Below are 21,520 nucleotides of genomic sequence, written 5' to 3'. Positions count from 1 at the left end.
ACAATGCCTGAAAGGGTGAAACGCAAACGCTATGCGCTGGTGGGCACCGGCAATCGCGGCACCACCATGTGGGGCCGCGAACTTCTGGCCGGCTGGAGCGATTATGTCGAGCTGGTAGGCATTTGCGACCTGAACCTGATGCGCGCCGAACGCGCCCGCGCCATGATGGGATCGAACGCACCGCTTTATGACGATTTCGACCGGATGATGCTGGAGCAGCGCCCGGAACTGGTGATCGTCTGCACGCCTGACGATACGCATGACGACATCATCATCCGCGCGCTGGAAGGCGGAGCCGATGTCATCAGCGAAAAACCCATGACCACCACCCCGGAAAAGATCGACCGTATTCGCGCAGCGGAGGCCAAAAGCGGCCGCCGGGTCGACGTGTCCTTCAATTACCGTTTCTCTCCCACCGCCGCGCGGATCAAGGAGTTGATCGACGACGGCGCCATCGGCACCGTCACGTCAGTCGATTTCCACTGGTATCTCGACAACCAGCACGGCGCGGACTATTTCCGCCGCTGGCACGCCTTCACCGAACATTCCGGCAGCCTGTTCGTGCACAAGGCCACCCACCATTTCGATCTCTTGAACTGGTATCTCGATTCCGATCCCGTCGAAGTGAAGGGTTTCGGACAGTTGCTGCATTATGGCAAGAACGGCCCGTTCCGCGGAACGCGCTGTCGCACCTGTCCGCACAAGAATGAGTGCGATTATTTCATGGATCTCGGTGCCGATCCCTTCCTCGATGCGCTCTATGAGGACCCGTCGAGCATTGACGGCTATATGCGCGATGCCTGCGTTTTCCGCGAGGAAATCGACATCCCCGATACGATGAGCGCGTCGATCCGTTATGCGAGCGGCGTGCAGGTATCCTATTCGCTCAACACCTATATGCCGATAGAGGGGCACCACATCGCCTTCAACGGCCATAAGGGCCGCATCGAGATGCGCCAGTATGAAAAGCAACCCTGGACGGAGCCGCCGGCAGACGAAATCCTGCTGGTCAAAAGCTTCGGCGGCGGTGTCGAGCACATCTGGGTGCCGCATGAGCCCGGCGGCCATTACGGTGGCGACAACCGCATGCGCGACATGATCTTCAAACCGGGCTCGAATGACCGGCTGCGCCAGCGGGCGGGTTCACGTGCCGGCGCCATGTCGGTTCTCTGTGGCGTGGCGGCATTGAAGAGCGCCCGCGAGGGCGGCTCCGAAGCCGTGAAATCACTGCCGCTCTAGAATCTTCGGCGCGCGGCCCTTTCGAGCGCCGGGCCGCGCGCCGCAATTGCCAAAAAAGAACGGACGACATTCCGCAGATTACGCGTTTCTTCCATGCCGGTAAGATGATGGCCGGGGGAAGAAAGAGTGAATCATGTCCAGTTTTGAATCCTTCGTTCCGCTCATCATCATCGGCGTCAGCCTGTTCATTTTCTTCAAATGGGTGGGGCGCGACATGAACCGGGAAGAAAAGAAACCGCGGTCCCGCCGCTGACGTTTCAAGGCCGTTTCCGCCTTGCGCGGCTGCGGAACCTCACCCTCTTCCCCGCGTTTTCCTTTCCAAAGGAGAACGCCGATGACACAGCCCCAGAAGCCGAAAACGGAAGACAGAAAAGCCTCCAAGGCAAGTGATATCCCGCCCGCCGGCCCGCACGCCAAACCCTCTCTGACCGACCATGACAAGACGCCGGGCGCAGGCAGCCTGCCGGACGACGACGCGAAGGATGTGACCCCCGGGGCCGGCTGACCGCCGATTGCGCTGCAGTCTCGTGCAGGAATTATATTCAGGATTAGAAACAGAAGCTTAACCGATCAAGAGGCGTGGAATACCCATTTTCCCGAAGCGATCATTGCAAAATCAAAAATTGTGCCTATATTAACTCCATCGACCATTGCTTGTGACGTCGTTTCCGGAACACCATGTTCCCCGTCGGATTTCCTCTCAAATAATCGATCCAATCCCGCAAGGTATCGCGGGAACCACAACGATTCCAGGAAAGAAAATCGTTATGAACACTGGTACTGTAAAATGGTTCAACGCCACCAAGGGCTTCGGCTTCATTCAGCCTGACAATGGCGGCACGGACGTTTTCGTTCACATTTCCGCTGTCGAGCGCGCAGGCATGCGTTCGCTGAACGACGGCCAGAAGATCAGCTACGAGATCGTTCAGGACCGCCGGTCCGGAAAAAGCTCTGCCGACAACCTTCAGGCAGCTTGATATTCATCATTTGACCCCGCAGACCACGGATGTACTGGCTGCAGGTTCGAGTGATTGTGAGAGGTCGGGTTAAAGCCCGGCCTTTTGTTTTGGGCCTTTGAGCCCTCCTGCAAAAAAAATCGTCCCCTTGCGGCGATGCCGTTTCGCTGGCCAGTGTCACGGATGGCAAAGAAACAATGCAGGGCATGAGGCGGAAAGTCACGACACCAGAAGCATTGTCAGGGATGCCGGACTTGTTTTGGCCACAATGCCCACTTATATCACCACTATGGCAACTGCTGGTGAGCGCGAATGAAATCGTCGTTCGCAGTTGCTCTAGTCGCTTCAGACTTTTGACCACGGATGTACTGGCACTGGTGTTGAGAGCGATATGAGGAAGGTCGGTGCAATATTGCCCCGGCCTTTTTTGTTGCCTGTCATATCCGCGATCACAAATTTCATCGCACAGGCGCCTGCAACGGAATTAACTTGCCTATCCCCCTTAAAGGGCGCACGCTCCGGCATCGGTAATGAAAGGGCGTATCGCCGCCAGGCTTCATGCCGTCCCTGCCCGTCCTGCGCATGTCGTTGACCGACAGGACCGTTTCGCGATTTTACACGACATGCATGGCGGCATCAGCCGGGACACCGGATACGGTTTCTGGCGTTGCCCGTCATTCAAGACGTTGAAGCGCCCTCGCATGGCGTCCGGGCGGACGTCTGGCGCTCCGGCTTTGCGCACTCCACAGGAAAGGAGGACATCATGTCTTCCGCATGTGACAATTGCATCATCTCGTCGCAGGACCTCAAAATGCTCCAGTCGGTACTCGAAGGTCTGGGTTATGACCACGATCTCATCGATGATGAGGCCATTCTCTACACCAATGCAGCCCGCAAGGTGATCCAGCTGTTTCAGGACGGCTTGACCGACCCTGTCGATCTTTCGGAGGAAATGCTCTTTCTCTTCGGCGTTCACAAACATGAGCGCGTCAAGCCCTGGAAGCCCCTGCCGCGTTATGCGATCCAGGGCCTGCCGCCGCTTTATCGGTAAGGCGGCCGAGACCTTCAAAATCACCGATGAAAATAACGGCTTGGCAAATGCCGTATATCAGGCAAAACTGAAATTGGAACTGCCGTGCACGGATCAGGCGTGGCACGCGGTTTGCGGATGGGATGCGCGGCACTGCCGTGCCCGGCCTGCAGAAGTGCGGACGGGCTCCATCCGATGCGTTTTGCGTCTGCGTGGAGGGTGAGTATGACGTATGACTGGAGCGGCCGCAGAATGCGCCGCATGCGAGCGGCGAAACTGACGATCATCAGCCTCGTCGCGGCTTTCGTGCTGACGGCACCGATCTTCGCCCATTACTGAAATCCGCACACCGGCCCGCTGAACTAGACCGGCTGGCGGATTTGCGCGTGTTTTCTCAGGCGGTTTTTCAGCCATGTCTGAACCGGCTGGTCATAATAAACCGTCAGCCACCATGACAGGCACGTCGTGGCGACGAGGAAGGCGATGCCGGCCGGCAGGGCGACGCCCTGCCGCGTGGCCGCCGGGATCAAAAACTCCGTCCAGGCCAGAAGCGGAATGTGCAGCACATAGACCGCATAGGACGCCGTGCCCAGGAACGCCGAGACAGCACCGACCTTCGGCCCCGGAACCGTCCTGCTGGCCACGAACAGCAGCAGCGGCCAGACGAGCAGCACCACGACGAGATCGAAATACGGCCGAAGCCCGCCGGACATGGGCACGGCGAGGATGAAGCAGACCAGCACGAGACAGAGAGCGGCCTGAACCGGCTTTAATTCCGGCACGCGATTGCGAAAACGGTAGATCAGCACACCGGCGAAGAACGAGAAGAACACACGGCCCATGCCGGCATACATTTCATGCCAGCGGAAACCGGCATGCAGCTTGCCGAATTCCGCGGCCGCCACCATGAGCACGACGGCACTTATGAAGAGCACCACCACCGTCTGTCTTGTCGTCGCACGGACACCCCAGCGGGCATAAACCGCATTCACCACCAGCTCATTGAAAAGCGACCATGCCGGGCTGACGAGAAACAGCGCGCCATTCAGGGTCAGCGTGAAGGGCGCGGGCAAGAACAGCAACCCGGTCACCAGGGCAAAAGCCAGTTCGCCGGGATCGATGAGACGATGCAGATCGTCGATCGGCGTCGGCAGGCCCAGCACATAAAGGCAGATGAAATAGGCCGCCATCAGCACCAGCGCCAGAACGTAGAGCGGATAAAGACGCGCAAACCGTGCCTTCATGAAAAAGCCGGGTGTAATCGCGCCCTCGTATAATTTCCTGCTGTAGGCATGGGCCAGCACGAAGCCGCTGAGAGCAAAAAACAGATCCACGGCAAGATAGCTCGACGCCGGATTCCTGCCGAAAAACTGCTCCGCATGGCGGTGAACGATAAAGAGCGCAGCCACACCCCTTATGCCGTCAAGCAAGATGAAGCGTTCCGGGGGCGATGGGATCATGGCGTTGGGGCTCGGTGACACTGGATTCGGATTATACTGCGAAAAACGAGGTTTATCGCGCGGCGGCTCATCTCTTCCAGTCACAAACCGTTCAACGCTGTCCGAATTTTATCCGCATCGCCCGCAGGTCGCCAGACCCGGCATGATATCCGTGATCTACCCCGCCGAGAGCGCCGCGACGGGATCGAGTTTCGACGCGTTGCGGGCCGGCAGGTAACCGAAGACCACGCCGATCAGCGTCGAGCAGACAAAAGCGGCGATGATCGACGTCGTGGAATAGACCATCGCAAAATTGCTGCTGAAGGCGGAAAAAAGCGCGCCGAAGCCGAGGCTGCCCAGGACCCCGAGCGTGCCGCCGATGATGCAGACAAGCACCGCCTCGATCAGAAACTGGCGTAGAATGTCGGTGCGCCGCGCACCCACCGCCATGCGCACGCCAATTTCCGAGACACGTTCGGAAACGGAAACGAGCATGATGTTCATCACGCCGATGCCGCCCACCAGAAGCGAAATCACCGCAATCGCCGCGACCAGAAGCGTCATGGTCTGCGTGGTGCTGGTGATGGTCTGGCGGATATCGTCAGTGTTGAGAATGTAAAAGTCCCGCATGCCATGACGCTGGGTGAGAAGTGTCGTCACCGCCTGCTCGGCAATGGCGGCATCGACATCATCAGCCACCTGCACCGTGATGCTGCGCAGCGACAGGCTGCCGAGAAAGCGCGACTGGACGGCAGTATAGGGCAGGTAAAGCGAGAGATTCTGGCTTGAGCCGAAACCACCCTGCTGCGCCTGCGTTATGCCGACAATACGGGCCGGCACCTTGCCGATGAGAATGACCTGACCGACCGGACTGCCGTCGAAATCCGCAAACAGCGATTTTCGGGTGTTCTCGTCGATCACAACTTCCTGCGCCTTCTGCGTGACACTTGCGGCGTCGAAAAAGCGCCCCTGCGACAGCTTGGTGCCCTTGGCGACGAAATAACGCTCGCTGACGCCGTTCACCAGCGCATTCGCCTCCTTTGCGCCGAAACGCACGGTGCTGGAGGTCGAGACCGTCGGCGTCACCGCCGCGACATAGGATTGCTTGGCCAGTGCCTCGGCATCGGAAACGACCAGCGTGGTGATCTTGCCCGATCTTATGTCGCCAAAATCCTTGCCGGCGAAGATTTCCAGCGTATTGGTGCCGAGGCTGGAGATATTTTGCAGCACGCGCTGCTGCGACCCCTGCCCCAGGGCCACGACGCTGATGACCGATGCGATGCCGATGATGATGCCGAGCATGGTCAGGAAGGTGCGCAGCTTGTGCGCCCGCATCGACAGAAGCGCCATGTGCAGGGCTTCGCGCAGCGAGGAAAAAAGACCGGCGATACCGGACATCCCGCCGGAAACGGCAGCGGCCCGGGTTTCCTCCCGCTGCGCGGCAACCTTATCCGACTTGCGGTCGGAGACGATCGTCCCGTCGCTGATTTCGATGACCCGTCCGGCACGCCTGGCAATCGACATGTCATGGGTGACGATGATGACGGTGCGGCCTTCGGCATGCAGCTCATCGAGAATGCGCAGCACCTCGTCACCGCTGGCGCTGTCGAGCGCGCCGGTCGGCTCATCGGCGAGAATGATCTCGGCATCGTTCATCAGGGCGCGGGCGATGGAGACACGCTGCTGCTGGCCGCCGGAAAGCTGGCCGGGACGGTGACCGAGGCGTTCGGCCATGCCGAGGCGGCCCAGCAGTCTTGCGGCATTGTGCCTGCGATCTCCCTGCGCCTTTCCGGCATAGATCGCCGGAATTTCGACGTTGCCGAGCGCGGAAAGCTCTGAAAGCAGATGATAGCGCTGGAAGATGAAGCCGAGATTTTCACGCCGCAGCGCCGAAAGCGCATCGGCATCGAGCCCTCCCGTTTCCCGACCCCGGATGCTGTAGCTTCCCGAAGTTGGCCGGTCGAGGCAGCCGAGAATATTCATCAGCGTCGATTTGCCCGATCCCGACGCACCGACGATTGCCACCATCTCACCCGCCTCGATGGCAAGGTCGATATCCTTCAGCACGCTGATCGTGCCTTCGCCGGAGGGATAATCCCGCCGCACGGATTTAAGCGAAATCAGGGGTTCGGTCATGATTTAAAACCCCATCGGCGGGCCACCCGGCCCCGGCATGGCGTTGGTGGCGGTTTCAGCCGAGCGCTCACCGGTCACCACGCGTTCGTTCTCGGCAAGACCGGAGCGCACTTCCGCCGTGACCTTGTTGTTCAGGCCGATTTCGACCTTGCGGTCGGAAATTTTTCCGTTGGCATCAACAACGCGCACGGCGTAGCCACCGTTTCCATCCATGCCGCCGAGGGCCGACGCCGGAATGGTCAGCACGTCCTTCGCTTCACCGAGAACGATATGAACCTCGGCCGTCATATAGGTGCGCAGCTTGCCGTTCGGGTTCGGCACCTCGAATACGCCATTATAATAGATCGCCTCCGACGACGACGTACTGGAAGAGGACGAAGTGGATGACGAGGACGTCGAGGAACTGAAGCTGGAATCGCTGCGCACCGATTCCGGCGCCGGCTCTATCGAGGCAAGCGTCGCATCGTAACGCTGCTGCGGTTCGCCCAGCACCGTGAAATAGACCGGCAGGTCCGGTTTTACCCGCGTTACATCCGCCTCGGATATTTCCGTGCGCACCGTCATGCGGTCCAGTTGGCCGAGAATGACGATGGTCGGCGCCGATTGCGTGGCATTAACGGTCTGCCCCTCCTGGCTGACGATCGACAGAACCGTGCCTTCAATGGGAGCGGTGATCTTCGTATAGCCAAGATTGGCTTCGGCTGTTTCGACAGCAACCTGCGCTTCCTCGATCTGCGCATCGATGGCCTTGATCTGCGCCTCGGTGACGGCGAGCGCCGCGGTGGCACTTTCGAAATCGGCGCGGGAGGCGGCGTTTTTCGACACCATCTCCTGCTGGCGGGCGAGGCTCTGGCGATTGAGAACCAGTGTCGCCTGTTTTTCCACCCGCTGCGCCTTCACGTTGGCAAGCGCCGCCTGCGCCGTGCGCAGGCTGTTTGTCTGGGTCACGGAATCGATCTCGGCGATGAGATCACCTGCCTCGACGGTATCGCCAAGCGCCACCTTGACGGCGGTGATGCGGCCGGAGGCCTGCGCGCCGACGGCGACAAGGCGAACGGGCTTCAGTGTTCCCGTCGCCAGCACCGTCTGCTCAATATCGCCGCGCGTGACCTGCGACGTGATGTAGGAGGGCGTGGCAGCCCGCGTATATTGCGAGGATAGCCAGTAACCACCCGCCGCGAGCGCGACGACCGCCAGCAATGCGCCTGCCTTGCGTGCCGTTTTCATCTTGATGTCCTGTCCGGCCGGTTATTCAAAGGAAGACACCGGCGTCATGTCGTGTTTCACGAGGACGAAACCTCTCTCAGCCTCGATCCATTCGTAGGCAGCGGCGGATTTTCCCGCAGCTGCCTTGCGGCATGCGCTGCGAAGACGCCCGGAGCTCGCCTTTTCACGTTGATCCCTGGCGCAGACGGGCTGGCGCTGTTTGCCTTCCTGCCGCGATTTCACGGCCGGCACGTCAACCGCCTTTTCTCTCGCCGCGACCGACCAGGCAAAGCTCAAACCAAAGGCCGTTGCCAGCATCAGATAGAAATATCTCATCATCATCGTCCTGCTTTAAAACCATGCGGGGGATCGCAGGCGAGCGATCCCCCGGCTGCAGCCGTTGCCGGCTGGTTTCCTCCTTTACTGGGGGGCAGATTAAAGGAGGAAGCTTCGAAAACCTGTGTCAGCCCCGGTCCATTTCGGGAACCGGCGGCCGCATATCGCCGTGCCGGGGCGGCAGGCGGCCCTCCTCGGACGGCCCATGGCGCGGGCCGGGAGGCGGAGGCGGCATCAGGGCGCGCTCGAGCTCGGCAAGCTTCAGCACCTGCTGCGGCGAAAGCTTCGGTTTCAGCGCCGCGACGGCATCCTGAAGGGCTTTCGCCTTTTCCGCCTTCTGCGCGATGATGCCTGCCAGTTCCTCGCCGGCAAGACGCGGCTCGGGTTTGGCCTTGCCTTCACCCGGCATCGGCGGCAACCGGTTGCGCTCCGGGCCCGGCGAGACGAGATCGATCAGCGCCGTGGTATAGGCACGCCACGGGCCAAGCTGTTCCGGCGTGACGCCGAGATAGATTTCGGCCGCGGAAAGCTTCGTCGCCAGCGCCAGGACATCCGGCCCGGGCATCCTGCGCATATGTGGCGGCCGCAGCCCCGTATCCGGGCCACGATCGGGCCCGAAGTCAGGACTGGCGGAGGGCGGCGCGGCCTGTTCCGTCGGCTGGGGTGCGGGCGCATTCTCTTCCGCCGCCTGCGTGGCGGCCGAAACGCCAATAATTGCTGTCGCGATGACGGCGGTGGCCAGTAGCGAGTGTCTCATCTTACCTTCCTTCCGTTTTCCAACATGAAAGGACGATAGGAGCGTTACGTTTCCGGCCTTGGTCCGAATGTTTCCGGTCCTCTTCCGCAATGGGCCGATTTGTAACCGAATGTTGCCAGAGCCGCCCCGGAAAGCTTTCGTTGCAAAAATCCGCCGTTTCTTTTCGCCGCTTATGTATAGTGGCATCAAAAGGTTGGACGATATGACGACGGTTTCGGTGACACATATATTGATCGTTGATGACGATCCGGAAATACGTACATTGCTCGCGAAATATCTCGGTTCGCAGGGGTTTCGGGTCTCGATGGCGGCCGACAGACGCGAGTTCGAGGAGCGCATCTCAAGCTCCGATCCCGATCTCATCGTGCTCGACGTGATGCTGCCTGACGGTTCCGGCCTCGATATCTGCCGCGATCTGCAGGGCCGCCGGCCACGCACGCCGGTCATTCTCCTCACCGCGCTGAAGGAGGATGTGGACCGCATCGTCGGTCTGGAGATCGGCGCCGACGATTATCTCGGCAAACCCTTCAATCCGCGCGAACTGACGGCACGCATCAAGGCCGTGCTGCGCCGCGCGACACCGCAGGAAGCGCCGCGCCCCTCATCCGCCGCCTATGGTTTTGCGGATTTCACTGCCGATCCCGAACAGCGTTCGGTCATACGCGCCAGCGGCGAGAAGATCGAACTGACCGGAGCGGAATTCGATCTGCTGAAAGTGTTCCTCGACAGGCCCGGCCGGCTTCTTTCCCGCGACCAGCTTCTTGACCTGACACAGGGCAAGGACAGGGGACCGTTCGACCGCTCCATCGACGTGCTGATGAGCCGGCTGCGCAAGAAGCTCGACGCCGACACCCAAACCCCGATCTTCAAGACCGTGCGCAATGGCGGCTACCAGATGACGGTTCAGGTGAGAACCCTGCCGGTGCAGCGATGAATTCGCTGAGAAACCGCATCGCGGCCCTGCTGATCGCCTCCATCATTGCGGTCATCGCGCTTGCCACCGTTGTGGCCGACCGGACATTGCAGCCGCCGCCGCCCGGCGCCACGATAGAGCCGCTGGCCCGCAGTCTCGCTTTTGCCGTCACCATGGCCGAACGCGACCCCTCCCTGCAGCAGCCCGGTTATTTCCGCATCGAACAGAAGCCGCCGGAAGGCGATCTCGACGGCATGTTGTCGGAGTTTCTGGAAAAGGCGCTGGCCCGGGTTGGAGAGCCACGCACCGCAATGGTCATCCGTTCACCGGGAAATCCCGCCCCCATGGCGGCTATCGCGCTGGAAAAAGACGGATGGCTGGTGGCGGAAATTCCGCATATGGGTCCGCCGCCGGGCGGCTGGAAGATTTTCGGCATGTGGATCGGGCTGATCATCCTCGGCAGTGCCGCGGTCTCGGTCTTTGCCGCCAGCAAGATCACCCGCCCGCTCGACATGCTGGAAAATGCCGCCGCCAGCATCGGGCCCGACGGTTCCCTGCCGCACCTGCCGGAAACGGGTCCGGGTGAAATTCGCGCCACGGCGCGGGCGCTGAACGAACTCGCCAGCCGCCTGAAAGCGGCTATGGAAAGCCGCATGCGCCTCGTCGCCGCCGCCGGCCACGATCTTAGAACACCGATGACCCGTATGCGCCTGAGGGCGGAATTCATCGAAAATGACGAGGAAAGGGCCAAATGGCTTGCTGACCTCGAGGAACTGGACGCCATTGCCGACAGCGCCATTCTGCTGGTGCGCGAGGAAGTGAGCCAGGACAGTGTCCAGACGATCGATCTTGCTGCGCTTCTTGGCGAAATCGTCGTTGAGCTCTCCGATCTCGGCCATGCCGGTGCACTCGATTTTACCGAGCCGGATACGGCCATGACCATAAGGGCGGCACCGCTGGCTCTCAAACGGGCCCTGCGCAACCTCATGCTCAACGCCGTCACCCATGGCAAGAAGGCGCATATCGATCTGACCGAGGACGACAGCGAGATCGTCGTGACAATCCGGGACGAAGGCCCCGGCATTCCGCAGGAACTGATCGGGCGGGTTTTCGAACCCTTCTTCCGCGTCGATCTCGCGCGGCGCAAATCGATCCCCGGGGTCGGGCTGGGCCTTGCCATCGCCCGAGAAATCATCGAACGCTTCGGCGGCAGGATCACGATCTCGAACCACAAGAAACAGGGTCTGATCCAGACTGTGATCTTCAACAGAGCGGCGTGATCCCACGCCGCGACACTCTCTGTCCGACGAGCGGTTCGCCAGTCACTCCAGAAGCAGGCTTTCGGCGTAAGCCATCATCAGCGGCCCGACGCCCTTCGCGTCATCGGAAACGACCGGCTCCCTCAGATAATACTCAGGCGTTCCATCACGATAATTGCCTTCAAAGCCGCCCAGCCCTGCGACATGCACAATGCCGACAAGGCGGGTTACGCCCCCGTCATCCGCCTTGAGGCGCGTTTCCAGAAGTGCCGCAAGCGCCCGGCGGCCCACCGAAAGGGCGGTCTGCGCCTCCTTGCCCTGCACCAGCCCGAGCCGGACCGCACGCAGCAGCGCATAGGCGAACATGGCCGAGGCCGAGGTTTCCTCGTAATTTCCGGCAAGACCCGGATTATCGAGCACCTGCATCCACAGGCCGGCGTCACTCTGCCGCTCAACAATACCGGCCAGAAGCAGACGCGCACTTTCCCGAAGCTCAGCCGTTGCGCCATCATCCGGCAAAATGACCAGTGCATCGACCAGCGCCATGGCGAGCCAGCCGACCGCCCGTGCCCAGATGGCCGGCGACTTGCCGCTCACGGGGTCGGCCCAGCGCTGGTTACGGCTCTCGTCATAACCGTGGACGTAAAGCCCGCCGGCATCGGCCGTCAGCGCAAGCGCGGCTGAGAACTGCCGAAGCGCATCGCCGATCAGTTCCGTGCGATCCGTCGCCTGCGCATATTCGATCTGGAAGGGAAGCCCCATATAAAGCCCATCCAGCCAGACCTGATGCGGATACCGCTTCTTGTGCCAATAATTGCCCGAGGTGATGCGTGGATGGCTGCGGAGCTGGCCCGCCAGATGTTCCGCAGCGGCAAGATAACGAGCATCGCCGGTTTGTGCCGCAAGGGGAAAGAGGATACGCCCGGCGAGGATATGGTCGATATTGTATTCCTGCGGATCGTAACCGGCCAGCGTTCCATCCTTCGCCACCTGGGCGTCGGACAAACGGTGCAGATGTTCCTTCCAGCGAACCTCACCGGTGGCCTCGAACAATTGCAGCAGACCACGATAGACGCAACCATCCTCATAACACCAGCTGCCGCCCTTGTAGTGCCTGTATCGTTCGGAGAATTGATCAAAATAATCAGTATGTTTCATGGATTTTCTCAATCGAAATCTGACGAAATGGAGACGGAGGCGCCACTCAAAAGAGCCGGATCATCGCAGATGACGTCCGCCTGTTCGAAAACAATCGCCTCATGGCGCATGGGGCGCACCCGGTCGGCCATGATCGGCGGCGTCGCTATCGCCGACGGATCATGGGAGACGATGGCGAGATTGCGAATGACGATATTGCGGATGGGGGCTTCCGGCAGGCCGAGAAAGGCGCCGGCGGCATGGGCGAGATTGCGGATTTCGACATCCTCCACGGTAATGCCATCGATAAAGGGCGTGCCGTCATTGACCGGCGCCCGGTTTCGCGACTGGACCCATTCATCATGGCCGTCGGCATCGCAATGATAGTGGCCATTGACGGAGAGCGCGGTCTCCACGCCGTCCAGCAGCACCCGGCGCATGGCGATATTGCTGACCGTACCACCGCGACCGCGCCGCGTCTTGAGACGCAGGCCGCGATCCGTACCGACCATCTCGCAATCCTCCACCGCCACGTCATGCACACCGCCCGACATTTCCGAACCGATCACCAGCCCGCCATGGCCACGCTGCATCAGGCAATGGCGCACACGGACGCCGCGCGTTTCCGCCAGATGATCGTCCTCGCCATCGGGACCACGTTTCCCGGCCTTCACCGCGATACAATCATCGCCGACGGAAAAGCGCACGCCGGCAATCGTCACGTTACGGCAGCTTTCGGGATTGAAGCCATCGGTATTCGGACTGTCGTGCGGCGCAACGATGGTGAGACCCGCAGCGATCAGGTCCTCGCAGCCCTGCGGATGGATCGTCCAGGAGGCTGCATTCCGGATGGTGAAAGCAAGAAGCTGTGTTTTGCGGCAGGAAACGAGATGCAGGCCGCGCGGACGCCGCGCACCGTCGCGCGTTCCTTTCGGCCAGCTCCACCAATCGCCCCTGTCGCCGGAGCCATCCAGAACACCCCTGCCCTCGATCACGAGATTATCTGCCCCGATGGCGTGGAGCGGCGCGGTAAAACAGGCATCCGGCAAGCCTTCCCAGCTGCCCAGCATGCGGCCCGCCTCATCGCGGGCGGGCAATATCGGCCATCCGCTGCGGATGGAGGGCGCGCGCAGCACGGCGCCCTCTGCCAGATGCAACGTCATGTCGCTTTTCAGCCGCACCGGAAAGGCGGTCCAGACACCGGGACCAAGCCGCAAGGTGCCGCCCGCGGGCACGGCGGCAACGGCATTTTCGAGCGCCTGCGTATTGGCGCGCGCACCCTCCTCATCATCGAGCCCAATACCCGGCCGCAGGGGATATGCCGCGGCTTCGACAAGCCCGGCGCAGGGTGCGGTCCTGAATTCCACGCTGCCGAACCCCTCCGCGTCGAAGACATACCGCGTATCCGGAAGCAACTCGTGCAGCAACGTCACAACGGTTGCCGTTTCACCGCGCTGCTCAGCGCCGTCCTGCGATGTCAGACGCCATGCCGTTTGTGCCGGCAGATGACAACGCGCGCCGGGCGCGGCAAGGCAAAGTGCTGCCGTTCGCGCCGAAGACGCGATGATAAGGGGTTTGTTCATGCTCTTTTCTCGTCTTTTGCGCATATCCGCCAAACGCCCGGCCGACATGTTTCATATCATCCGGCAGCCGGATAAGAGAGCCCGCCGCGATGCCGAAGCGGCGACGGGCCATTGTCGTCAATCGAATTTGGCCAGAACGTCATTGGTGGAATCGATGATCTGCTCGGCCGCCTCTTCCGCCGTCAGCTGGCCATAGGCATATTCCTCCAGCGTATCGATAAAGGCCGAGCGGATTTCCGGATGTTCGTTGAAGGGTGAAACCACCGGTCCCGATGCCGCCATGACGATGGCGTTGGCGGCCCGCACTTCCGGCTCGCCCTTGTCGCCCAGACGGGCCGCCGCCGCCTTCGAGGCGGGCAGGCCGCGTGAGGTGCCGAGCGCATCGACGCCTTCCGGCTCGTTCAAAAGGCAGTTCAGTATCTGTGCAGCCGCTTCCGGGTTCTTCGAGTTTTTCGAGATCGAAAACACCATGGAAGGTTTGCGATAGACACCTTCGGTCACGGCATCGGCACGCTTCAGCATCGGCACGGGTTTCAGAACCTGCCCCTCCTTCAGGGGATCGGCATATTTCGAATAGGTCGAGTCCCATTCATAGGAACCGGCGATGCGGCCTTCCGACCAGGACGGTTTTTCATAGAGGTTGACGTTGCCATCGGCCGCTTCCTCTTTCTGGGAGCGGATGGAGCCGGTTTCGACCAGCTTGCCGACAAAAGAGATACCCTCGGCCAGATCCTCCGGCGTCCAGGCCACGCGGTTGGTCTTGGGATCGACCAGATCCTTGCCGGTCTTCTGCACGACAGCCAGCGTCGCCAGCAGCTGGGCAGTCTCCTTCACCGCATTGAAGGTGTAATAGTCCTTGCCGAGCTTTTCCTTGATGGTTTTCGTTGCCGTGAAGAATTCATCCCACGTTTTCGGAATTTCAACACCCGCCTTTTCGAAGGTGGTGGCGTTGAAGAAGAAGACGCGACCGGTGGTGGAGACGGAAAGCCCCTGCAACACGCCGTTCATAGAGCCCGCGTCCAGATCGCTCTCGGCCCATTGCGAAAGATCGAGCGGTTTCAGCTGGCGTAGATCGGCAAAACCTTCGCCATTCCTGGAAAACAGCGGCAGCCACGGCCAGTTGACCTGAACGATATCGGCTTCCGTCTTGCCCGCCATCTGCGTGGTGAGTTTCTCCAGATAACCATCGAAACCGGTAAACTCGCCCTTGATGGTGTGGCCGTATTTCTCACCACAGGCGGCAATGGCCTTCTGGGTCGCCACGTGACGGCTTTCGCCGCCCCACCACGACATGCGCAGTTCCGCAGCGCCCGCCACCGAGGCCGTCGCCATCGCCACATAGGCGGCACCGGCAAGCATCGTCATCATTCCTGTCATCGTCGTCATTGTTCTTCTCCTCCTCGAAAAATCAGGCACGCCCGTCCCCTCCTCACAGCGAGACGTTGCGGCCATCGGCCTTGTCGAAAATATGCAGCTTCTCCGGGTCCGGTTTCAGCCGCAGGATACCGTCGCGCCCGAGCGCCTCGAATTCCGCCGCGCCAACCACGCTGACGATCTTCTGCCCACCGAGATCGGCGTGCAGATAGACCTCGTGGCCCATGAACTCCGCATTGGTGAGTTTCGCCCGCAGCGCCGGACCATCGGCTTCCCCTGCCAGTGCAAGATGCTGCGGGCGGATGCCGATGACGGCATCTGCGGGTCTGGCCGATAGCCGCTGCTCCAGATGCGCGCCGATCGGCAGGCGCTGGCCGGCGATCACAAATTCCGCACCGTCGATTGCCACATCCACCAGGTTCATTTCCGGCGTGCCGATGAAACCGGCAACGAAGAGATTGGCGGGATGGTTGTAAAGCTCCTTCGGCGTCGCGACCTGCATGATGCGGCCCGCCTGCATGACGCAGATGCGGTCGCCCATGGTCATGGCCTCCGTCTGGTCGTGGGTGACGTAAATGACCGTCGAAGACAGGCCTTCCGCTTTCAACTGGCGATGCAGATCGGTGATGCGCACCCGCATGGAGGCGCGCAGCTTGGCGTCGAGATTGGACAGCGGCTCATCGAACAGGAACACGCCGGGCTTCTTGATGAGCGCACGGCCAAGCGCCACGCGCTGCGCCTGCCCGCCGGAAAGCTGCTTCGGCAAGCGGTCGAGCAGCGGCTCGATTTCGAGAATGCGCGCGACATTGTCGATTGCCTTCTCGATCTCGGGCTTGGCGACACCGGCGATCTTCAGGCCGAAGGCGAGATTGCCGCGCACCCTCATATGCGGATAAAGCGCATAGTTCTGGAAGACCATGGCGATGGAGCGCTTGCCGGGCGGCAGGTCGTTGACGCGCTGGTCGCCGATCAGGATTTCACCGCCGGTGATTTCCTCCAGCCCCGCCACCATGCGCAGCGTCGTGGATTTGGCGCAGCCGGAAGGGCCGACGAACACCATGAACTCGCCATCCTCGACGTCGAGATTGATGCCATGCACGGCCTTGAAGCTGCCGCCATAGACTTTTTCGAGATTTTTAAGTTGAACGCTTGCCATTTTCAGCCCTTGACCCCGCCAGACGAGATCCCTTCAATGAAATACCGTTGCGCCGCAAAGAACACGATCAGCGCAGGCGCGATCGTCAGCACCGACATCGCCAGGATGCGGTTCCATTCAAAGGCTTCGGTGGTGTCGATGGAGAGTTTGAGCGCCAGGCTCACCGGATATTTGTCGACCGAGGACAGGTAGATCAGCGGCCCGAGAAAGTCGTTCATCGTCCACATGAACTGGAACAGGCAGACCGAGATCAACGCAGGCGCCAGCATCGGCACCACGATGTAGATGAGCGTCTGCAGGCTGTTGGCGCCATCCACCCGGGCGGCCTCTTCCATGTCCGATGGCAGTGAGCGCAGGAACTGCACCAGCATGAAGACGAAGAAGGCATCGCCGGCGAGCGCGGAGGGCACCCAGAGCGGCAGGAAGCTGTCCAGCCAGCCGAGATCGCGAAACAGGATATATTGCGGAATGCGGGTGACGACATTCGGCAGCAGCAGGATGGCGATGACCGAACCGAACAGGATTTTCTTCAACGGAAAATCGAAGCGGGCGAAGGCATAGGCCGCCATGGTGCAGGAAATCGCCGTGCCGACGACTTTCGGCAGGATGATCAGGAACGAATTCCAGAAGAACCGGCCGAACGTATAGGGCGTCGAGGTTTCCCAGCCGCGTATATAACCGTCCAGCGTCGGGTTTTCAGGAATGAAGCCGGCGCCGGAGAAGATCTCCGAATTGGTCTTGAAGCTCGCGCCCACCAGCCAGATCAGCGGGTAAAGCATGACGAGGCCGACTGCGAAGAGAAGCACATAACGGACAGAGGTGGAGAGGAGCCTCAACCGCGCCCGGCGGGCCGCCTGCATATCGTTCAGGGTTGCAATATCGGTCATGGCATCAGTTCCGCTTGTCGCCGGCGTAATAGACCCACTTCTTCGAGGACCAGAAGGCCACGAGGGTCAGCACGGTGATGATGGTGAAGAGCACCCAGGCGATGGCGGAGGCATAGCCCATGTTGAACTTCTTGAAGGCCTCGTCATAGATGTAGAGAGGCAGCAGATAAGTGGACTTCAGCGGCCCGCCCTGGGTGATGATGTAAGGGCCGTTAAACTCCTGGAACGCCTGCACCATCTGCATGATGAGATTGAAGAAGATCACCGGCGTCAGAAGCGGCAGCGTGATGAAGAAGAAGGTCCTCACCTTGCCTGCGCCATCGATGGCGGCGGCCTCATAAAGCGACTTGTCGATGGATTGCAGCGCGGCGAGAAAGATCACCATGGCCGAACCGAACTGCCAGCAGCGCAACAGCGTGATGGTGAAAAGCGCGTTGCCGGGATCGCCGAACCAGTCCACCGGCGACAGGCCGATGGCGGCAAGCGCCATATTGGCAAGCCCCTCGCTCGCGAAGATATAACGCCACAGAACCGCGATCGCGATGGAGCCGCCGAGAATGGACGGCACGTAAAAAGCGGTGCGGAAGAAGTTGATGAATTGCAGCTTATAATTGAGTATGGCCGCAATGAACAGCGCGAAGGCAAGCTTCAGCGGCACCGTCAAGAACACGTAGAACAGGGTAACGTTCAGCGATTTCATGAAGGTGCGGTCGCGGGTGAACAGCCGCTCGTAATTGGCAAGTCCCGCCCAGCTGGGATCGCTCATCAGGTCGTAACGGGTGAAGCTGAGATAGAGCGAGCCGAGGAACGGGATGGCCGTGAAGACCAAAAGCCCGACGATATAAGGCGTCAGATATCCCAGCCCGAGGAAGCGTTGAGTTTTCATGACGCTCCTCCCCGCGCCCCGGCGGAACGCGAATGACAGAATACAATTTCGTACAAGTGATTCTCCCGGAACGGCCGGCGGCGGGCGCATGAAGGCGCAATCTCTCACCGCGACCGATCTCCTCCCTCATTGATACGGCGCGTAAAAGCTATTTATACGGTGACAAAACCAAATTTCCGCGCCAAGGTGAATTAACAAAGATGAGGAAAAAGATGGACGAAATCGAAGGTGGCATTCTGTCATCCGTTCCGCCTGCGGCGCTCAACCTCAACCTCACGCGCGCGACGATCAAGATGGAGCATTCGCGCACCTGGCAGATCGACAAATCCAACCAGGTGGACGATCTCATCATCTGCCTGGAGGGGCGCGGGCATTATCTCGTCGATGGCGAGGCTCGGGTGCTGGAACCCGGCGACGCCATGCTGATTTTCCGCGGCCAGCACTTTGTCGGCTGGAACGAACAGGCTGTGACCTATCGCGGCGTGGCACAGCATTTCACGCTGGATATTTACGGCCGCCACAACCTGATCGCGCAGATGGACCTGAAGCCGAAACTGCGGCTGAGCCGCTGGCCGCTGCTGGAACCGCTGGTGCGCCACTATCGGCAGAGCGCCCCGCCCTCCTCCGTCACACTCGGCCAGCACCATCTCTTCATGGTGCTTCTGATCGCCTTCATCGACGATGCCTTCCTCGGATGGGTGGACCGACCGAGTTTCCAGCCGGAGGGCACGGAGGCGCTCGACCTTGCGGTGATGAAGGCGATCACCATGATTTCGGCCAATCCGCTCGACCCCGACATTGCCAGCCGGGCAACCGAGGCGGCGCCCTATAATCGCGATTATTTTCTGCGCGAATTCCAGAAACGGGTGGGACGGACGCCGCGTAAATATCAGGAGTTCAAACGCATGGAACGCGCCATGCATTTTCTCGAGGCGGGGCTTTCGGTCTCGGCAGCGGCCGCCGAAGTCGGTTATGGCGACCCCTATTATTTCTCACGCATGTTCAAACGCACGCTGGGCTTAAGCCCGCGCGACCATATGAACCGCATACGCCGCAGCCGGCACGGCAACCTGATGGCCTTTGACGAGCATGAACAGCAGAGGCTGCTTGCCGCTAAAACAGAAAAGACCCCGGCATAGCGGGGCCTTATTACGGCGAAGTCTGGAGGTTACCGGTCATCCCGCAATTGAACTATGCCATTGTAAATGGCGGCAGCCTGAACAGGGCCTCGGGGTTTTCCACCAGTGCACGATGGCGCGCCGCCTCGTCCGGCAGCCAGCCAAGCAACAGTTCCGCAAGGCGGGCATCGTCGGGATAGGCCGCCGTCTCGCGGATGGAATTATGCGGCCAGTTGGTGCCCCAGACGATGCGTTCCGGCGCATGGGCGGCAATCACCCGCGAAAAGGCCGCGACGTCTTCATAGGGCCAGCTGTCACGCGAACTTTCATAGACGCCGGCGAACTTGAACCAGAGATTGCCACGGTCGATGAGCTTCAGGAGTGCTGCCATCTCCGGGCCATCTGTCTTGATGCCCTTGAAGAACTTGCCGTGGTGATCGAACACCCAGCGCGAGCGGATTTTCTGAAGGCGCGGCAGGTGATCAAGCAACGTATTGCCATCAAACTGCACCGCCACCATCCAGTCGGCGGCGTGCGCCCGTTCATCCACGGCTTCCAGCTCGGACAGGTTCACCGCACCGCCCGGCAGGTCCATGATACGCGCCCCGACGGTACCGGCAGCGGTGAGGCTTTCCATGTCCTTTTCGGTGGTGCTCGCATCGATGATGACAACCGCGCGGGCCGCCTCGCCGATTTCAGCAACGCAGGCAAGCGTATTGGCATTGTCACGCTGATGGGCATTGCCCTGGGTGATGATCACCCGGTCGATGCCGAGCCATTGCATCAGCTTCCGATAATCGGCGGGACCGGGAAGCGAGCCCGGCGGCAGGCCGGGTCCGCCCGGCAAGGCGGGGTAGCCGAGCAGATAAAGATGCATCTGCGTATCGACGGCGCCTTTCGGAAAAGCAGGATTCGGCGCAACGCCTGAGAGTTTTCTGACAAGTTCACTCATGCGTCCGGCATCCTGAATTCGGTGAGGGCATCCCGGTTGATCTCGATGCCGAGACCCGGACCATCGGGAATGGCGACAACGCCATTGACCGCTTCGATCGGCTTGCTCAGAACCGCCTGCCGGAACGGATTATGGGTGCGGTCGAATTCCATGATCGGCTCTATCGGATTGACGCGAACCGGATCGGGCGTCATCGCCGCCATGAATTGCAGCGCGGCGGCGATCTGCACACCCGTGCCCCAGACATGCGGCACGATGCGCACGCCATGTAACGTGGCAAGCGTGGCGATCTTCTGCGTTTCGGAAAAACCGCCGCAGCCGCAGAGATCGGGCTGGAGAATATCCACCGCACCGGCAGAAAGCGCCTGCCACATGCCGTAACGCCCATGCCAGGTCTCGCCGCCCGCAACCGGGATCGGCTGGCCGGCCCGCACGCGGGCATAGGCATCAAGCTGTTCGGGAACAACAGGCTCTTCGAACCAGTCGATGCCATAGTCGGCAGCGCGGTTGCCGAGCATGATGGCTTCGGTGATGGTATAACCGTGATTGGCGTCGATCATCAGCCGCATATCCGGCCCGATGGCATCGCGCACGGCGGCGATGACCCTGAGATCTTCTTCGATGCCGAAGCCGATCTTGATCTTGCAGGCGTGAAAGCCTTCAGCCCGCCGCTCCGCCATCTCGGATGCATTATCGGACACGCGGTCGACACCATCGCGCTTGAAGCTGCCGGTGGCATAAGCGCGCACGCTTTCGCGCCAGCGCCCGCCAAGCAGCATGGAGATGGAAGCACCGTAATGCTTGCCCTTGATATCCCAGAGCGCGATATCGATGCCGGAAAGCGCCGTGAGGCTGAGGCCGCGCTGGCCCTGATCGCGCAGGGCATTATAAAGCACGGCCCACAGCTTTTCGGTCTGGCGCGGGTCCTGGCCGATAAGCCAGCCGGCGTAAGCCTGAACCACGGCGGCGTTCGGTCTTGCCGGGCCGAGGCATTCGCCCCAGCCGACCGTTCCGTCATCGCATTCGATCTCCACCAGAATATGGGCGCGACGATCAAAGCGCATGGAAGCGCTTTCAAACGGCGTGTCCAGCCGGTGTTCGAGCAGATGCGTGCGCACCGCAGTGATTTTCATGGCTCCCCTCCCGTTATGCCGTG

At 60.8% G+C, this 21,520-nt stretch carries 20 protein-coding genes; 7 read left to right on the top strand and 13 right to left on the bottom strand.

Features of this window, described 5'->3' with window-relative positions:
- The first annotated feature begins 3 nt into the window (after positions 1-3).
- From N434_RS20265 to N434_RS20255, 4 genes are all read left to right on the top strand, one after another.
- A complete protein-coding gene (locus N434_RS20265; RefSeq protein ID WP_110760055.1) occupies positions 4-1,239 on the top strand; it encodes a Gfo/Idh/MocA family protein in 1,236 nt (411 codons plus the stop codon).
- A 334-nt stretch (positions 1,240-1,573) separates the two neighbouring features.
- Positions 1,574-1,744 carry a hypothetical protein gene (locus tag N434_RS25835; protein WP_162854486.1) on the top strand — a complete coding sequence of 57 codons (171 nt, stop codon included), beginning with the start codon at positions 1,574-1,576 and terminating at the stop codon, positions 1,742-1,744.
- Positions 1,745-2,006: 262 nt separating this feature from the next.
- Positions 2,007-2,216, top strand: coding sequence for a cold-shock protein (locus tag N434_RS20260; protein ID WP_003508146.1), 210 nt, complete (start codon positions 2,007-2,009; stop codon positions 2,214-2,216).
- 742 nt (positions 2,217-2,958) lie between these two features.
- Positions 2,959-3,246, top strand: coding sequence for a hypothetical protein (locus N434_RS20255; protein ID WP_110760133.1), 288 nt, complete (start codon positions 2,959-2,961; stop codon positions 3,244-3,246).
- Positions 3,247-3,587: 341 nt separating this feature from the next.
- On the opposite strand, the gene N434_RS20250 is transcribed toward N434_RS20255, so the two are convergent.
- From N434_RS20250 to N434_RS20230, 5 genes are all read right to left on the bottom strand, one after another.
- Entirely contained in the window at positions 3,588-4,685 is a 1,098-nt protein-coding gene (locus tag N434_RS20250; protein WP_110760054.1) for an acyltransferase family protein, read from the bottom strand.
- Positions 4,686-4,841: 156 nt separating this feature from the next.
- Positions 4,842-6,800 carry a MacB family efflux pump subunit gene (locus tag N434_RS20245; RefSeq protein ID WP_110760053.1) on the bottom strand — a complete coding sequence of 653 codons (1,959 nt, stop codon included), beginning with the start codon at positions 6,798-6,800 and terminating at the stop codon, positions 4,842-4,844.
- A gap of 3 nt (positions 6,801-6,803) precedes the next feature.
- Complete coding sequence (locus N434_RS20240) at positions 6,804-8,027, bottom strand: efflux RND transporter periplasmic adaptor subunit (RefSeq protein ID WP_110760052.1); 1,224 nt, start codon at positions 8,025-8,027, stop codon at positions 6,804-6,806.
- A 21-nt stretch (positions 8,028-8,048) separates the two neighbouring features.
- Complete coding sequence (locus N434_RS20235; RefSeq protein ID WP_110760132.1) at positions 8,049-8,342, bottom strand: hypothetical protein; 294 nt, start codon at positions 8,340-8,342, stop codon at positions 8,049-8,051.
- 127 nt (positions 8,343-8,469) lie between these two features.
- Positions 8,470-9,099: a hypothetical protein gene (locus N434_RS20230; RefSeq protein ID WP_110760051.1), complete on the bottom strand. Its 630-nt coding sequence runs from the start codon at positions 9,097-9,099 to the stop codon at positions 8,470-8,472.
- A gap of 202 nt (positions 9,100-9,301) precedes the next feature.
- On the opposite strand from N434_RS20230, the gene N434_RS20225 reads away from it, so the two are divergent.
- Positions 9,302-10,033, top strand: a complete 732-nt coding sequence (locus tag N434_RS20225; protein ID WP_201101287.1) for a response regulator — start codon at positions 9,302-9,304, stop codon at positions 10,031-10,033.
- On the top strand, positions 10,030-11,292 hold the full coding sequence (locus N434_RS20220; RefSeq protein WP_110760050.1) for an ATP-binding protein: 1,263 nt from the start codon (positions 10,030-10,032) through the stop codon (positions 11,290-11,292). Before N434_RS20225 ends, N434_RS20220 begins: the two co-directional genes overlap by 4 nt.
- A 42-nt stretch (positions 11,293-11,334) precedes the next feature.
- Here the strand turns inward: N434_RS20220 and N434_RS20215 are convergent, their stop codons facing one another.
- From N434_RS20215 to N434_RS20190, 6 genes are all read right to left on the bottom strand, one after another.
- Entirely contained in the window at positions 11,335-12,429 is a 1,095-nt protein-coding gene (locus tag N434_RS20215) for a glycoside hydrolase family 88/105 protein (protein WP_110760049.1), read from the bottom strand.
- An 8-nt stretch (positions 12,430-12,437) separates the two neighbouring features.
- The gene (gene pglA / locus N434_RS20210) at positions 12,438-13,991 is read right to left on the bottom strand and encodes a polygalacturonase PglA (RefSeq protein WP_110760131.1); all 1,554 of its coding nucleotides are present in this window, start codon (positions 13,989-13,991) and stop codon (positions 12,438-12,440) included.
- A 117-nt stretch (positions 13,992-14,108) separates the two neighbouring features.
- Positions 14,109-15,377, bottom strand: coding sequence for an ABC transporter substrate-binding protein (locus N434_RS20205; RefSeq protein WP_110760048.1), 1,269 nt, complete (start codon positions 15,375-15,377; stop codon positions 14,109-14,111).
- Positions 15,378-15,420: 43 nt separating this feature from the next.
- Complete coding sequence (locus N434_RS20200) at positions 15,421-16,521, bottom strand: ABC transporter ATP-binding protein (RefSeq protein WP_110760047.1); 1,101 nt, start codon at positions 16,519-16,521, stop codon at positions 15,421-15,423.
- 2 nt (positions 16,522-16,523) lie between these two features.
- On the bottom strand, positions 16,524-17,408 hold the full coding sequence (locus tag N434_RS20195; RefSeq protein WP_110760046.1) for a carbohydrate ABC transporter permease: 885 nt from the start codon (positions 17,406-17,408) through the stop codon (positions 16,524-16,526).
- Between the two features lie 4 nt (positions 17,409-17,412).
- Positions 17,413-18,294, bottom strand: a complete 882-nt coding sequence (locus N434_RS20190) for a carbohydrate ABC transporter permease (protein WP_110760045.1) — start codon at positions 18,292-18,294, stop codon at positions 17,413-17,415.
- Positions 18,295-18,506: 212 nt separating this feature from the next.
- Here N434_RS20190 and N434_RS20185 point away from each other — a divergent pair, with 212 nt between their 5' ends.
- Positions 18,507-19,433: a helix-turn-helix domain-containing protein gene (locus tag N434_RS20185; RefSeq protein ID WP_110760130.1), complete on the top strand. Its 927-nt coding sequence runs from the start codon at positions 18,507-18,509 to the stop codon at positions 19,431-19,433.
- Between the two features lie 52 nt (positions 19,434-19,485).
- Here N434_RS20185 and N434_RS20180 read toward each other — a convergent pair whose 3' ends face one another.
- Positions 19,486-20,364: an amidohydrolase family protein gene (locus N434_RS20180; protein WP_110760044.1), complete on the bottom strand. Its 879-nt coding sequence runs from the start codon at positions 20,362-20,364 to the stop codon at positions 19,486-19,488.
- The gene (locus N434_RS20175) at positions 20,361-21,497 is read right to left on the bottom strand and encodes a D-galactarolactone cycloisomerase (RefSeq protein WP_110760043.1); all 1,137 of its coding nucleotides are present in this window, start codon (positions 21,495-21,497) and stop codon (positions 20,361-20,363) included. Before N434_RS20175 ends, N434_RS20180 begins: the two co-directional genes overlap by 4 nt.
- Positions 21,498-21,520 lie beyond the last annotated feature (23 nt).

The sequence above is a fragment of the Rhizobium sp. UGM030330-04 genome (assembly GCF_003208455.1).
Lineage (GTDB): Bacteria > Pseudomonadota > Alphaproteobacteria > Rhizobiales > Rhizobiaceae > Agrobacterium > Agrobacterium rhizogenes_A.
The sequence above is the reverse complement of the archived record's forward strand: the minus strand, read 5'-3'. Positions and strand labels throughout refer to the sequence as shown.